Genomic DNA, 15,894 nt, shown 5'->3' with positions numbered 1-15,894 from the left:
TAGTATAAAACTAAACCTTTTAAAAGGGTAAATTATCTAAATCTACATTTCCACCAGATAAAATAATTCCTACTTTTTTGCCTTCAAATAGTGGGCGTTCTTTAATCAATACGGCTAAAGCTACAGCACTACTTGGCTCAACAACAATTTTCATGCGTTGCCAAATGAGGCGCATGGCACTAATAATTTCATTTTCTCGAACGCGAATAATTGCTTTTACACCTTCTTTAATAATTGGAAAATTGACATCTCCCAACTGTGTACGCAAACCATCTGCAATGGTATCCACAGAAAGATTGCATTCAATCTTTCCACTTGTTAAGGAACGAAAGGCATCATCTACTTCATAAGGTTCTCCTGCATATACTTCAATCCCCGCTTTTCCAAAAGCTTGAGCTGCTAAAATGGTTCCAGCTAATAATCCACCACCGCCAACAGGCACAATCAAGGCGTCTAAATCTGGTTCGGTTTCCAATAACTCTTTGGTTGCTGTACTGTTCCCTATAATGACATTGATTTCATTTGAAGGGTGAATGAATGTTGCACCTGTTTCATCAATCACTTGATTACACACACGCTCTCTCGACTCCATCGTAGGAGCACATTCTACAATTTCCCCTCCATACATTACTACCGCATCCTTTTTTACATTAGGTGCATTAAATGGCATCACAATATAACATTTCACGCCAAAAGTACGAGCAGCCAAAGCAAGTGCCTGTGCAAAGTTCCCTGAGGAGTGCGTTACGACTCCCTTTTCTTTTTGCTCTGTAGTTAAATGCAAAATAGCATTAGTTGCGCCTCTCATTTTAAAGGCTCCTGCACGCTGAAAGTTTTCACATTTAAAATACAAATCACTACCTAGAAAGTTTTCAATATGACCAGACTCCATAATAGGCGTATGATGCACATAAGGTTTTATTTTCTCGTAACACGTATTGATTTTCTCTTTCATAAAAAAAATAGCATTGGATAAAAAACTCCCAATCTTAAAAAAGATTGGGAGCTTATGTTATGTTACTTTACATCCATTAATTCAACATCGAATACTAGGATTGCATTTGGAGGAATAACTCCACCTGCACCTCTTTCTCCGTATCCTAAATAAGGAGGAATAACGAAACGAGCCTTATCTCCTACGCGTAATAGGGAAATTCCTTCGTCCCATCCTTCAATTACATGTCCCATTCCCAAAGGAAATTCGATTGGTTTTTTGCGTTTGTATGAATTGTCAAACTCCATTCCATTATCTAAAGCTCCTTTATAGTGAACCGCAACTGTTTTACCTTTTTCCGCTTGTTTACCTGATCCATTTACGATCATTTGGTAACGCAATCCACTTTCAGTACGTTCAAAACCAGCAGCTACTTTTTCTAAAGCTTCTTCTCCTGCTTTTTTCTGTTCTGCAATTCTTTTTTCTCTTGCTCCTTCAAATGTACGGAAAGCCTCAACTGCATTCCATTTTTGTGCATCTTCACCAACACGTACAATTTCGATTGATTCGATTACGTCATCTTGTGTAATTGCATCCACGATATCTTGTCCACTGATTACACGTCCAAAAACAGTATGTTTACCATCTAACCATGGGGTTGCAACGTGCGTGATAAAGAATTGTGATCCATTTGTTCCAGGGCCTGCATTTGCCATAGACAATACTCCAGGACCATCATGTGTCAATGTTCCATCAAATTCATCATCAAATGTATAACCTGGTCCACCTGATCCAATTCCTTGTGGACATCCTCCTTGAATCATAAAATCTGGTATAACTCTATGAAACTTTAATCCATCATAGTATGGTTTTCCTTGTGGACGTGCTGAATTTTCTAATTTTCCTTCTGCTAATGCAACAAAGTTACCTACTGTTCCAGGTGTTTTATCTTCAGTTAGTTTAACTAAAATCTCGCCTTTTGACGTATTAAATTTTGCGTAAATACCGTTTTCCATTCTTCTTATGTTATTAATTTTTACTATTTTTTTTCTTTGTGCGTAGATAAATCAGAAATGACAAAAAGGCCAAAGCCATGCCACCAACACAAACACCTACCCATCCAAAATATTTCCACAAATATAAACCAAAAGCCGAGCCAAAAGCTGTTCCGAGGAAACTAAATGACATATAGACAGTATTCAATCGGTTACGTGCTTCAGGCAATAAGGAGTAAATACGCGTTTGATTAGAGACGTGAATCGTTTGTAATCCTAAATCTATCAGGACTATTCCAATAATAATGCCTACAATAGATGTGGCAGATAACGCAAAAACAACAAAACTCAAAAATGTCATGCTTATGCCATATAAAATTAATTTTTGAGCGCCTCCTGCTCCACCAATCTTCCCAACCAAAGGCGCTGCGAAAGCACCACAAGCCCCAATTAATCCAAAAGATCCAATCAAAGCACTGTCATACCCAAAAGGCTGATTGTGTAACAGCAATACCATCGTCGTCCAAAAAGCACCAAATTGAGCGAAAGCTAAACTTGTAATCCAAGTAGCTTCTCGAAGTACGGGTTGTTCTTTAATTAAAATAAAAAGCGAACGATATAGACTCGAAATGGATCCTTGATACGTCGGTTTATTAATAGGAAGTCGAAATTGAATCAGAATAACAAGTAAAACTCCGATTGCCGTTGCAATCCAAAACATCCCTCTCCAGCCTAACCATATTCCTACAAATCCACTTAAAGTACGAGAAAATAAAATCCCAATCAATAAACCGCTGACTACAGTACCAATTACTTTTCCTCGTTGTTCTTCTGAAGCTAAACTAGCTGCCATTGGCAGAACAAGTTGAGGAACGATAGAAGTAGCACCCAGTAAAAAACTAATTACTTGTAGCCAGAAGAAATTCGTAACAGTTGCCGTTAATCCTAAAGCAATAATCGCACAAAGGGTTGTGTAGGTAATTTGTTTTTTTCGTTCTAACCGATCCCCTAACGGAATCATCAGAAACATACCTATTGCATAGCCTGCCTGGGTTAAATACGTCAATGTCCCTGCCGAAGCTTCTGAAACACCAAACTCATCCGCAATTAGTGGTATTAAGGGTTGACAATAATATAAATTAGCAACAATTAACCCCGTAACTGCTGCCATAAACAATACATTTGCTTTAGATAAACTCATACCTACAAAGGTAAACATCTCCTATATTTCTAACCAAATAAAGGGATAATTTCTACAACAAATAAATAAATACGCGACATTGAATTAAATTAAAAATTCGCAGGAAACTGAACTTGATGAACATATAACCATTGGATTGTACAAAAGAGGATTGTACCTTTGCTCAAATTTAAAACCCATGCGCATAGATATCATTTCGGTTGTTCCTGAATTAATTGAAAGCCCTTTTCAAGCTTCTATTTTAAAACGAGCGATTGCGAAAGGACTTGTTGAAGTACACTTTCATAATTTACGTGATTATAGCACTAACAAGCACAAAAATGTTGATGACTATCAATTTGGTGGTGGTGCAGGGATGGTCATGAGTATTGAACCGATTGATCGTTGTATTACCCAATTAAAAGAGGAACGTGAATACGATGAGATTATTTACATGTCTCCTGATGGAGAAACATTGAATCAATCTATGGCTAATAGCATGTCACTACTAAAGAATATCATTATTCTATGTGGCCATTACAAAGGAGTAGATCAGCGCGTACGCGATCATTTTATCACGAAGGAAATTTCAATAGGTGATTATGTGCTATCTGGTGGAGAATTAGGGGCTGTTATTTTATGTGATGCTTTAATTCGTCTAATTCCAGGTGTGCTAAATGATGAAACCTCAGCCTTAACGGATAGCTTCCAAGATAATTTGCTTGCTCCTCCTATTTATACAAGACCTTCGGAATACAAAGGATGGAAAGTTCCTGATGTATTACTAAGCGGTAATTTTGCTGCTATTGATAAATGGAGAGAAGACATGGCTTATGAACATACTAAAACAAGAAGACCTGATCTTTTAGAAGACAAGCAAAAATAAAGCTAAGCTTCTCGTTTTGAATTAGTTTTCCTATTCTTTTTTAAAACAGAACGGGTGATTCACCTTATAGATTAAGTAAAGAACAATATCTCAATTATTTAGCCTAAAAATTAGGATTATTTTATTGGATTTTCATATATTTGCACTCGCTTTAAACTAACCTCTGGCGAGGTCCGTGCATGTTAGTTTAAATTAATTAATTATTTTTTTCAGAAATGGCAGATTTAATGAAATTCGTTCAAGACGAATTAGTTGCAAAAAAAGACTTCCCAGCATTTAAAGCTGGAGACACAATTACTGTGTACTACGAAATTAAAGAGGGTGACAAAAAAAGAACTCAGTTCTTTAAAGGAGTAGTTATCCAAAGAAGAGGTTCAGGTGCTACTGAGACTTTTACTATCCGTAAAATGTCTGGTAACGTTGGTGTAGAGCGTATCTTCCCAATCAACATGCCTGCTTTAGAAAAAATCGAATTAAATCAAAGAGGTAAAGTTCGTAGAGCTCGTATTTTCTACTTCAGAGAACTTACTGGTAAAAAAGCAAAAATCAAAGAAAGAAGAGGATAATCTTATTTCTGAGACGAATAAAAAAGGGAAAGCACATGTGCTTTCCCTTTTTTATTTACATCCTTTTCCCCTATCCTATCTACATTATTTAGCCTAAGCGATATAGTTTATCCCAAACTACTTTATTATTATTTTCAAATAAAACCCTCTATAATTAACTAAAGAATTAAATATCATCTCTTAAAATTTTTATTATTGATTTTTTTTAGATATTTTCATAACTGAATTATGTTATATTTTTCTTAATTTTAAAACCAATTCTCTATTCAAAGAATTAACTAGAAAAATAGATCTAAAAATCAATATACATGAATCCAAAACTACTACTAACAGGAGTACTGCTCTTCTGTTGTTCACTCTTGGTGTTTCCCTTAAACAAAGCATCTTCTTTTGTACTTAACAAAAACAAGAATGCCTTACCCATACAAACAGAAATTGTATTTTCAGATTTGGGAGAAATAACCGTTGAAAATCCCTTTTTCTGTGCACCAACAGCTGTTACAGCAATTAGACTTCGTACTACATGTACAGGCCAACCCAAATGGTATGCTTCAGCGACGGACGCTACTGAAATAACAACAATCAGCCAATCAGGCACGTACTATGTTGAATTAATTAACGGGAACTGTAAAGCAGAACGAAAACCTATAGAAATCATTATTCTTACCCCTCAACCTCCACGAGCGGATAGCAATCAATATTTATGTAATGCCCCTACATTAGCACATATACAAGTAGCAGTAGAAGATTTATATATTACACGTTGGTATGCAACAGCTACCTCAACAACACCTCTTGCTTACAATACTCCAATAGTTAGTGGAACCACTTATTATACCTCGAGTTATCATATAGTAGCTGGTTGTGAATCAACACGTATCCCTATAACCGCTACTGTTGTTAATACAGCAGCACCAACTGCTGAGGCAGAACAACTTTTTTGTCCTTCTAATCAACCTACAATTGCTGATTTAGAAGCTACTGGAAGTACAATCAAATGGTACAATGCCCCCGAAGGCAGTACTCCCCTTGCTTCTACCATTTTATTGACAAACAACAGAACGTATTACGCTTCACAAACCATTCATAACTGTGAAAGTACAACGAGAACAGCTGTTACTGTTCGAATGGAAAATGTTGCTATACCCATTGTAGAAAACAATGCAATTGAATTTACCTATGGTGATACTTCTACTCCTTTTACGATTGATGTTGCCCCTGGTCATGTACTTATGTGGTATACAAGAGCTACAGGAGGACAAGGAAGTAGTGTTACACCAACCATACCAACAGACGCTGTACGCACTTTTTCCTATTGGATTAGTCAGCGTAGCCCAAGTGGATGTGAAAGTGAACGCTTAGCCATAAAAGTACGCGTACGCCCAGCGAAATTAACAATTACGCCTGATACATTAGCAAAAGAATATGGGGAAGTTGATCCGCCTTTAACTTATACTGTTAGTGGATTTATTCATCAAGAAGATATAGTTCCTCTTCGTGGTCAACTTTATCGTTTACCTGGTGAAAATGTAGGTCGATATGATTTTACATTGGGATCACTTATTTCAATACCCAATTACACCTTGTATCTTGAACCTATCAAGTTTAGTATTACTCCAGCACCTTTAACTATTACAGCAGATTCGAAAACAAAAGTATATGGAGAGAGAGAACCACGATACAGTTATACTGCTGAAGGTTTTAAATTTTCAGATACGATACGTTCTTTAACAGGAAACATAACAAGAGAACCGGGAGAAGATGTAGGCATCTATCGTTTTTTACAAGGTAATGTAAGCAATTCCAATTACAACATCATTTTTATCGATAATACTTTTACGATTACACCCGCAGATTTGACTATTCGCGTTCATAGCCCATATGAAGACCGTCTTCCTAGTAATATTAAAGAATATGGAAATCCCGAAAATACAGCCATTTTTTACTCCCTTATAGGTCTAACGAATGGAGATACACCAGCAACTATCATAACAGGTTCGTTAGTTCGTGATCCAGGCGAAAATGTAGGTTTTTATGCTATTCATCGAAATGATTTAACTGTACATTCTAACAACTATACAGTTCATTATATCCCCAATGTATTCTATATTACACCTGCTCGTTTAGATCTTTATCCAACTCCTGGTCAATGGAAAACCTATGGACAACCTGATCCAGTTATAACCTATGACTCGATTGTAGGATTCAAATTGGATGATACTATTGATTTAATTCGCGAAATACGATTGGAGAAAATGGCTGGAGAAAATGTAGGGTTTCATTATTATAGAGTTGCCTATTTTTCTATGGATACACAAAACTATTACATTAATATAGTATATGAACAATTTGAAATTAAACCAGCTCCTCTTGCCATTATAGCTAATCCTGATCAATACAAATACTTTGGCAGTGCAGACCCTATTTTACAATTTACAGGAGTAGGCTTACAGTTTAATGATACAAATTTTCAAGCTACACGAGGACGCTTAAGTAGAGAAGAAGGCGAAGATCTTGGTTTCTATCCCATTACAATTGGTACCTTAGAAGCTGGTCCGAATTATTACCTTACAGATTTTACTTCCGCTGATTTTGAAATTCGTAAAGCAGAATTTGAAGGAAAAGATAATCTCGAATTTTTATCTAAAACATTTGTCTATGACGGAACAGTAAAAAGCTTAGCGGTAACAGGAAGTATTCCTCCTAATACTGTTATTACTTATATCAATAACCACCAAACGGAAGTGGGTGTATACAACGTAAAAGCAGTTATAGACTTTGGTCCAAATTACGAAATACTCGAATTAGAAGCGGAACTGACTATTGTCAAAGCTCCTCAAGAAATCGATTTTGAAGAACTAAACATTATTTATATCGAGGATACGCCATTTTTACAATTGCATGCAACAGCTACTTCAGGACTTCCAGTGCGTTTTGAAGTAACCTATACTAGTATGCCTAATCTCTTAACGATGACAGCAGCAGGGTTAGTGACGCCATTACAAGTAGGAACTGCTAAGATTACCGCTTATCAAGATGGAAATGAAAACTATTTACCTGCCACACCAGTAACAAGAACCCTCATCATCAAAACCAACGTTACAGATATTTTAGACCTACTTGTTGATGGAGTCTCTTATGGTAGAATACAAAAAGAAACCTATATTCTGTTAGATTGTGATCCTAACAAAAATAGTGTTCTATTAGAAGTTCTTGTTAACGAAGGGATGACAGTAAAACCTAACAATCGTATCGTAGTTGATGTTAGTACATATGGAATACACAAACAAGAAATTGAAGTATTCTCAGAAGATGGTACGAAGAGTACGAAATATTATGTTTATATCGAGAAACGCTTTCCTACCACAAACATTGTGTATCAGAAATACGAAAATGTACTATTAGTGAATAATAATCCGACAACCAATGGAGGTTATAAATTTATTAAATACGAATGGTATAAAAACAACGAGTTAATCAGTACACAACAATCCTATTCTGCTGGAGATAAATATGGAATGAAACTAGATGATACGGCAATCTATCATGCAGTTTTAACCTTAGCTAATGGAACTAAACTCACTACCTGTCCGATTGAAATCATCTTAAAAAAGAATGGTAAACTAAAAGTTTATCCAAATCCTGTGGCAAAAACACAAGCATTACAAGTTGTCTTAGAAGAGGACAAAATATATGAGAATAACTATACCATTTATAATATAATTGGTCAAGTTATTTCCCAAGGCGTATTTACTGACGAGAAAAAAGAAGTGAACTTACCAGCTACAATTGCTTCGGGTTCTTATTACTTAGTACTAAAATCAGAAGGAAAACACCAATCAGTACAATTCATTGTAAAAGAATAACAACATACAAAACATACTAATTATCAGGCAGCAGTTAGCTCTACTGCCTGGTTTAAAAAAAATCAATTTTATGAGAAAAATTATATATGCATTAAGCCTATTTGGTCTGTGTTTGATTAGTCAAACAGCAACAGCTCAATTTAGCCGTTACTATTACAACAAACACGAAGTAGGCGTTAGCGTACAGGGTGGTTATTTAGGCGTTCAAAATAGTTTGCCTTACAATGCGAAGTCAGATGGAGGAATGTCTTATGGAGCTGGGCTTCACTACGATTACCATTTGTCTCACAAATGGAGTGCAGGTATTGGAGGAATTTATACCATGAATTCAATCAAGAGCGACATGAGTCGCTTAGAAGGAAGTTTACCTGTAACCGATTGGGAAGGAGATAACTTTATCTTTCGATACAAAGCCAGTTCAGTTAGTGAGAAAATAACACTAAATCAACTGAACATCCCCATTACAGTAGGTTATACAATGGAGAACAATTTGTATTTCAGAACAGGGGTTCAACTAGGATTGAGTATGACGAGCGAGGTAGAAACGACTTTCAATCAGCTGCAAACCGAAGGATATTTTCCACAATATGAATTGGTTTTACCTTATCCTGAATTTGGAGGATTGGGCTCTTTTGATTTACCCAAAGAAAAGAAAGATATTGATGTTGATACGCGAATCGCTTGGGTAGGAGAAGTAGGATACAAGTACGAATTAGCCGAAAGACAAAATCTATACTTTGGATTGTATTTTGATATTGGATTAAATGATATCAAGAAATCTGATAGTAAAGCTGACAGATCCGCTTTAATTGGTTATAAACCGGATGCTGTAAAAGGAGAAGCTTTAATACAACGCAATGCAGTGTACGACAATGCAGCGTATAAATTAAAAACATACGCTATTGGAATTAAAATAAAATATGGTTTTGGCTTATAATACTACAAACACTCTTTAACTTACTGACATTTACAAATGAAAAAAGGGACCTTACGAGGTCCCTTTTTACTTTATATTGCTTTTCTATTGTCATACGAACGCGTATCAATCAACTTATAATAAGGATCAATTCCCACTTCAGTTGGTTTTTCATCTACAATAATTGTAAACTCATTTTCAATTGCGGTTACTTTTACTTTTTGTAGGTATAGCACTTTCTCTTTACTCTTCGCTTCTTTCGCTTTGGCAAAAATACCAACCTCAACATAATCGGCTAAAGGCAAAGATTCTATCTTCAAGTTCTTATCTCCAGTAAATACAAGCGGAGTTGTTCCTTGATCTGCATATATCTTTTCTCCTTTATCTCCGGCTCTATACTTACTCACATAAGTTTTGATTTTCACTTCGTACTTGCCTCCATCTAATGGCTTAATTTCAACTTTGTCCACATAGTTATCATATAACGTAATAGTTTCAAACATATCTTTTACCATATAGCGCAACGAATCAGGAGTAGCAACTTTAATATCATTCACTAATTCTGCAGAAATGGTATAAGGTGCTTCTTGAAAGGCAACTTTTTTTACATATTCTTTTAATACTCCATTCAAAACAGCATCTCCTAAATAATCACTCATCGTATAAAAGACCAAAGACCCTTTATTGTAATGAATGTACTGTTGATTTTCATTATACATCAACGGTTTCTCTTTTTTAGACTCTCTTGATCGTCCACTTAAATAACCATCTAAAGCATCTTTCAAAAAACGCTGCATTTGTCCTTTGCCGTATTCTTTTTCTAATACCTTCAATGAACTATATTCCGATAAACTTTCGGAAAGCATCGTTGCTCCTTGTACATTTGCTCCAATCACCTGATGGGCCCACCATTGATGTGCTACTTCGTGTGCTGTTACTGAAAAAGGATAATCTACGGCATTTTCATCCGTATCATCTACATCTGCAACAAATCCAATTGTTTCAGAAAATGGAATTGTATTAGCAAAAGACTGTGCAAAACTTCCCATACTTAATGGAAACTCAATAATTCGCACTTGCTTGTGTTGGTAAGGGCTAAAAGCCTCAGAATAATACGCCAATGATTTTTTCACTCCAGACATCATGCGATCCAAATTGTATTCGTGTCCTTTATGATAGTAAATCTCAATATTGACATCCTTCCATTTATCGCGTTTAACTTCATAACGCGCTGAATTATATGCATAGAAGTTCAACATCTTTTGATCCATCTTATAATGGAAGTAACGACGATTTCCTTCGGTCCATTCTTTTTGTAAATAACCTGGCGCAATTGCTATTTGATCAGCAGATGTACTCACTGTGGTTTCAAAGTGAATCCAATCAGCATCACTGCTGATATACGTATTTTGTAAAGCGCGTTTGTCTGTTTGTTCCGCCATACGCTCTTTTGGTGCTAACCCGTGTTTTTTGCGAATTTCATCATCGGTCAACTCCCCACGATCACTATATCCTAATGAAGGAAAATAACTATTGTTTAAGAAAGTTCCGTTATTTAGGATAGGAGATTCCGAACGAATCATGGTATTCGGTTTATTTTCTACAACAAATTCCAACGTTCTCGTTTCTCCTGCTTGCATTGGTGTATCCAAACGATAAAAACTCACCCCTTGAATAGAATCAGTAGACAAAAATGTCCCTCCTTCTAGGACAATTGTATTCTTTAAACTTGGATAGTAAGCCACGTACAAGCTATCTAATGCTTGCGTTGTTTTATTTTCCAGTATATAAGTTCCCCTTGCTTGGAAATTGTTCTGTTCTGGATATAAATCGATATCTACCTTGACATCAACAATGCGCGGTTGTGCCATCCATTGATATTTTTTATACGTTTTTTCGTATGCCACTTGAAGAAGTTCTGATTCTTTGGCTGAATGAAACACATTCAATACCGTATTTTCATAATATAAATAAGCACCTAAGCCTATAAAAGTCACAAAGAAAAGCAGAGTTGGTACGATAACAATTGCTTTTGAGCGTTTCTTCGCATAGTAAAAGCGCTCTTTCAATCCACTAAATACACCTCTTCTCCAAAACAATAAAGTCAATCCGCTTAATCCTGCTACAAATAAGCTCCAATAAAGTGCATAGATTAAGAACTTACCAAAATCAGCACTCGAACCGAAGCCATTCATATCCGAATAAGAAGGTGTCGGAATCGAATTAAAAAAGAAAATTGGTTGTTCTATTCCTATTTTACCAATTGCAGGCCATCCCATATTAAGTACAAGTAAAACGAAAAATCCAATAATATAATTTTTGAAAAACGTTTGTACCGCCATTGCCATCAAGGCCCAAATAATAAATTCAATCCAATCATACCCCAACAAACTTTGAAGGTATAACCCAATTTCAAACTGATAAAAACCGTTATACGCCTGAATACCGATGCTCGTTACCATGATTAATACCAACAACATCAATTGCAATCCAATCAAGGCCAGAAACTTCGAAACGAACAACACCCAGTTAGGAACTGCAGTTGAATCTACGAGTAAATTCATACGTGTATTTTCTCCACGGTGCACAAGTAATCCTGCTCCTAAAAAGGTAATCATCAAGATAAAGAAATGGAAGGTCGAGCCAGGAATCATCAACATTTGCCTTGTCAAAGGATAAGTTGATGTTCCATACATCGTCATAGCGAAACTGGCTACTAGAATCATAAACAATAAACCAACGCCAATCAAAATCAAGAATACGCGGTTACGCGCTAAAAACTTAAAATCGATTTTTGCAAAAGCAAACACATTGCTCCAATTGGCTTTGAAAGAAAAATCATAACGCACCTTTGGCAATACAATTTTAAAAATTCCTCCAAAGTTATTTTTCACTACACGATCTCCTTTTATTTTTCTCTTCCACGAGAATGTGGCTGGTTGCTGTTCAAATTTAAATACTTTACCTAAAACGAATAAAGAGATTAAACTGATTATCAACCAAATACATCGATTTAAAAGATAATACTTCTCTAGTGGTAAATTATTGACATTCAATTCCTCTACACTCCAATAACGCGTATAATAGCTCAGTGCTTGTCCTCCAGAAGGATCTAATAAGGCTCCTAATTCTCTATAATCTACATCAGCTGCAATACTATTAATGATGCCTTGCACAATCATGATGATGATGATGGTTATAAATCCAGTATAAATACTACGCGTCAATGTCACTACAGCAAACACAATCACGCCAATAAATAACATATTGGGAATTAAATTGATTAAGTACACTTGTACATAGTTCCACAATTCATTAGGACCTAACAACTCTGGATTTGCCCAAGGAACAAGAGTCGCTAAGAATGAACCAATTCCCATCATGATGCTAATCAAGAGCGTCACAAGAAAAGAACTAGTAAATTTACCTAGCAAATATTGCCATTTAGAAAAAGGATACGAATATAAAATATGGTGTACATTATATTTATAATCTCTGTAAATGGCCATCCCAATAATCGAAGGAAATAAAAAATACAGTAGCATATTGAATGAATCCAACATCACATTGAGTAAATAAGCGGAATTCATTTGCAATAAAGAAGCTGATGTATTTTTCACGGCATCAAAAACACCAATGGTCGACATCATCGATAAGAAACTTATCGCAAAGAAAATCGCTAGGTATAAGTAAAATACCCAGCTCTTAAACCAACGTTTAAGTTCAAAAGAAAAAACTGTTTTAAACATCCCTTAATCGTTTTTTAATGCAACAAAATAAACATCTTCCAAGGTTGGTTTAACCGATTCAAACCCTTCGCTTGCTAAAGAATCCTCAGCATATACGCGAATTTTTAATCGGTTTTCTTGGTTGTACTTTCCAGAAAGGATATTCAATTGGTTGTGTTGATCCACCTCTTCTCTATTGATTTCTTTTAACCAAATACGTCCCGTTAACTTTTGTTCTGCTTCTTTCGGTGTACTTCTTTCCAAAAGATGTCCGCCATTTAAAATAGCCATCTCATGACATAATTCATTCACGTCATCTACGATATGCGTGGAAAAGATTACAATGTTATTGGTTCCAATTTCTCTTAGAACATTTAAGAAACGATGACGTTCAGCTGGATCTAATCCTGCTGTTGGTTCATCAACTATAATTAGTTTAGGGTCATTTAACAACAATTGAGCAATACCAAAACGCTGTTTCATTCCTCCGGAATATCCACTTACGCTTTTGCGCCTTACTTCATATAAATTAGTTACTTCTAACACGCGATTCACAATTTCACGGCGTTCTGAAGCATTGGAAATTCCTTTTAGTCGTGCAAAATAATCCAATAAATCCACGGCAGACATATTGGGATACACACCAAAGTCTTGCGGTAAATACCCCAATACTTTTCGAAATTCATTTTGCTGTTCTAAAATATTTATATCGCCAAATCGAATACTTCCTGTATCTGGCTTTTGTAGTGTAGCTATTGTTCGCATTAAGGTTGATTTTCCTGCTCCATTAGGTCCTAACAAACCAAACATTCCTGGTCCTATTTCTATTGATAAATCATCTAATGCTTTTACCCCATTTTTATAGGTCTTACTTAAATTTTCAATAACTAATTTCATACTTCTATTTTTTTGGTTTACTCTATAAGTATCCCGATTTACTCTTTTGTTACACAACACGCTAACATATTCTTCTCTCTTCATCCTCAATCCTATTTCTCTTCCTCTACTCAAACTGCAATCCCTTGATTCTTTATACCCTTTACTTGAATTAAAATTTTTAATTTTGTCGTCTTATTTAGAATCACGATGATGCATCCTTTCCTGTCTATTCCGGCATTAAAAAAAATTAAATTTCAAAAATGAGATTCTCGCCGGTTTAACCGTTGCGATGACCATGATTCCTGAATCATTATCCTTTGCTATTCTTGCGGGATTAACTCCCTTAACGGGGTTATATGCTGCTTTTTTAATGGGGATCATTACGGCCATCTTTGGAGGAAGACCAGGTATGGTTTCAGGAGGTGCTGGAGCAACTGTAGTCGTATTAATTGCATTAGCTTCCCTCTATGGTGTAGAATATCTATTTGCCGCTGTAGTCTTAGCGGGTTGCATCCAATTTCTTGTTGGAGCTTGTAAATTAGGTCGATTTGTTCGACTCATTCCTCAACCTGTGATGTATGGTTTTTTAAATGGATTAGCTGTTATTATCTTCTTGGCTCAAGTAGCACAATTTAAAGTCACAACAGCGGATTCAACAACTTGGTTAACGGGAACAACCCTGTATCTGATGCTAGGATTGACAGCCTTAACTATTGGTACTGTTTGGCTTTTTCCAAAACTAACCAAAAAAAGTTCCAGCCTCCCTTGTCGCTATTGTGGTCATTACCTTATTCGTTTTCTTTTTTCAAATTGACACGAAGAAAGTCATCGATATTGCAACCGTTAGCGGTTCTTTTCCTAGTTTTCACTTACCCCTTGTTCCTTTTACTTGGGAAACCCTACAAATTATTTTCCCTTTCTCTTTGGTCATGGCTGGTGTTGGATTAATTGAATCTCTCCTAACCTTAAACATTGTAGATGAAATAACCAATACCAAAGGCGATAGCAATAGAGAAGCTATGGCACAAGGTGGAGCAAATATTGTCAATGGATTTTTTGGAGGTATGGGTGGTTGTGCTATGATTGCGCAAACCTTAGTCAACATTGGAGCCGGTGCAAGAACCCGAATTGCCGGTATTATCGGAGCTTTAACCATTCTTTTCATTATTCTTATTGGCGGACCAATCATCGAACAAATTCCGATGGCGGCTCTTGTAGGTGTTATGATGGTTGTTGCAATTTCCACTTTTGAATGGGTTTCATTTCGCTTAATTACCAAAATGCCAAAGGCTGATATCTTTACTCTTTTTCTAGTGACTGCCATCATTATTTTCTCTCATAATTTAGCTTTAGCCGTATTGGTAGGTGTCATTGTTTCAGCATTAATCTTTGCCTGGGACAATGCCAAACGCATTCGAGCTAGAAAATCATTCGATCAACAAGGCAATAAAATTTATGCTATTTATGGACCTCTATTTTTTGGTAGTACAACCTCTTTCTCAGAAAAATTCACTCCTCAAGAAGACCCTAACAAAATCATTATTGATTTCAAAGAATCACATATCGCAGATATGTCAGCCCTAGAAATCCTCAAAAAAATAATTGCCAAATACCAAGAGCTAAATAAACAAGTAATCTTGCGCAATCTTAGAGCAGATAGTATACGATTGCTTGAAAACAGTAAATCCTTTCATCAAATTGAGATTGAACAAGAGGAAAATCAAGAAGAGTTAGTTTAAATGTAATGACTAACGAAAAAAAGGCTGTTTTGATTCAAAAAAACCCAATTTAATTCTCTAAATAGAGAATAATAAAGAATCCTATAATTATTTAACAAAAATATTAATCATAAAATCATTTATTAGATTTTTTTACATACATTTGTTTACTAATAATTTAGAATAACTGAAAATCAAGTACATATTTGTGCTTTATCTTATAACT

At 35.7% G+C, this 15,894-nt stretch carries 9 protein-coding genes and 1 pseudogene; 5 read left to right on the top strand and 5 right to left on the bottom strand.

All coding sequences use genetic code 11. The annotated features are described in order from the left end of the window. Positions 1-19: 19 nt before the first annotated feature. From M2306_RS00390 to M2306_RS00380, 3 genes are all read right to left on the bottom strand, one after another. Entirely contained in the window at positions 20-955 is a 936-nt protein-coding gene (locus M2306_RS00390) for a pyridoxal-phosphate dependent enzyme (protein WP_115091445.1), read from the bottom strand. A gap of 62 nt (positions 956-1,017) precedes the next feature. Beyond that, on the bottom strand, positions 1,018-1,950 hold the full coding sequence (locus M2306_RS00385) for a peptidylprolyl isomerase (RefSeq protein ID WP_115091446.1): 933 nt from the start codon (positions 1,948-1,950) through the stop codon (positions 1,018-1,020). Between the two features lie 13 nt (positions 1,951-1,963). Further along, positions 1,964-3,130, bottom strand: a complete 1,167-nt coding sequence (locus M2306_RS00380; RefSeq protein ID WP_259189841.1) for an MFS transporter — start codon at positions 3,128-3,130, stop codon at positions 1,964-1,966. A 178-nt stretch (positions 3,131-3,308) separates the two neighbouring features. Here M2306_RS00380 and trmD point away from each other — a divergent pair, with 178 nt between their 5' ends. The 4 genes from trmD (at position 3,309) to M2306_RS00360 (ending at position 9,364) form a co-directional block, all read left to right on the top strand. Beyond that, positions 3,309-3,995: a tRNA (guanosine(37)-N1)-methyltransferase TrmD gene (trmD, locus tag M2306_RS00375; protein ID WP_115091448.1), complete on the top strand. Its 687-nt coding sequence runs from the start codon at positions 3,309-3,311 to the stop codon at positions 3,993-3,995. Positions 3,996-4,210: 215 nt separating this feature from the next. After that, positions 4,211-4,561: a 50S ribosomal protein L19 gene (rplS, locus tag M2306_RS00370; RefSeq protein WP_002987216.1), complete on the top strand. Its 351-nt coding sequence runs from the start codon at positions 4,211-4,213 to the stop codon at positions 4,559-4,561. 308 nt (positions 4,562-4,869) lie between these two features. After that, positions 4,870-8,427 (top strand): MBG domain-containing protein, encoded by a 3,558-nt coding sequence (locus tag M2306_RS00365; RefSeq protein WP_259189728.1) that lies wholly within the window; start codon positions 4,870-4,872, stop codon positions 8,425-8,427. A gap of 70 nt (positions 8,428-8,497) precedes the next feature. Further along, the gene (locus tag M2306_RS00360; RefSeq protein ID WP_259189729.1) at positions 8,498-9,364 is read left to right on the top strand and encodes an outer membrane beta-barrel protein; all 867 of its coding nucleotides are present in this window, start codon (positions 8,498-8,500) and stop codon (positions 9,362-9,364) included. 71 nt (positions 9,365-9,435) lie between these two features. Here M2306_RS00360 and M2306_RS00355 read toward each other — a convergent pair whose 3' ends face one another. Together M2306_RS00355 and M2306_RS00350 are read right to left on the bottom strand one after the other, a co-directional pair. Next, entirely contained in the window at positions 9,436-13,092 is a 3,657-nt protein-coding gene (locus tag M2306_RS00355) for an ABC transporter permease/M1 family aminopeptidase (RefSeq protein ID WP_259189731.1), read from the bottom strand. A 3-nt stretch (positions 13,093-13,095) separates the two neighbouring features. Then, on the bottom strand, positions 13,096-13,968 hold the full coding sequence (locus M2306_RS00350) for an ABC transporter ATP-binding protein (protein WP_259189732.1): 873 nt from the start codon (positions 13,966-13,968) through the stop codon (positions 13,096-13,098). A gap of 247 nt (positions 13,969-14,215) precedes the next feature. Here M2306_RS00350 and M2306_RS00345 point away from each other — a divergent pair. Next, positions 14,216-15,689: pseudogene (locus M2306_RS00345) on the top strand (SulP family inorganic anion transporter). Positions 15,690-15,894: the final 205 nt, after the last annotated feature.

This window comes from Myroides gitamensis (assembly GCF_029894455.1).
Lineage (GTDB): Bacteria > Bacteroidota > Bacteroidia > Flavobacteriales > Flavobacteriaceae > Flavobacterium > Flavobacterium odoratum.
The sequence above is the reverse complement of the archived record's forward strand: the minus strand, read 5'-3'. Positions and strand labels throughout refer to the sequence as shown.

Coding starts and splice junctions, on each gene's coding strand:
- M2306_RS00390 (WP_115091445.1), bottom strand. CDS start 955: ATGAAAGAGAAAATCAATACGTGTTACGAGAAAATAAAACCTTATGTG.
- M2306_RS00385 (WP_115091446.1), bottom strand. CDS start 1,950: ATGGAAAACGGTATTTACGCAAAATTTAATACGTCAAAAGGCGAGATT.
- M2306_RS00380 (WP_259189841.1), bottom strand. CDS start 3,130: ATGAGTTTATCTAAAGCAAATGTATTGTTTATGGCAGCAGTTACGGGG.
- trmD (WP_115091448.1), top strand. CDS start 3,309: ATGCGCATAGATATCATTTCGGTTGTTCCTGAATTAATTGAAAGCCCT.
- rplS (WP_002987216.1), top strand. CDS start 4,211: ATGGCAGATTTAATGAAATTCGTTCAAGACGAATTAGTTGCAAAAAAA.
- M2306_RS00365 (WP_259189728.1), top strand. CDS start 4,870: ATGAATCCAAAACTACTACTAACAGGAGTACTGCTCTTCTGTTGTTCA.
- M2306_RS00360 (WP_259189729.1), top strand. CDS start 8,498: ATGAGAAAAATTATATATGCATTAAGCCTATTTGGTCTGTGTTTGATT.
- M2306_RS00355 (WP_259189731.1), bottom strand. CDS start 13,092: ATGTTTAAAACAGTTTTTTCTTTTGAACTTAAACGTTGGTTTAAGAGC.
- M2306_RS00350 (WP_259189732.1), bottom strand. CDS start 13,968: ATGAAATTAGTTATTGAAAATTTAAGTAAGACCTATAAAAATGGGGTA.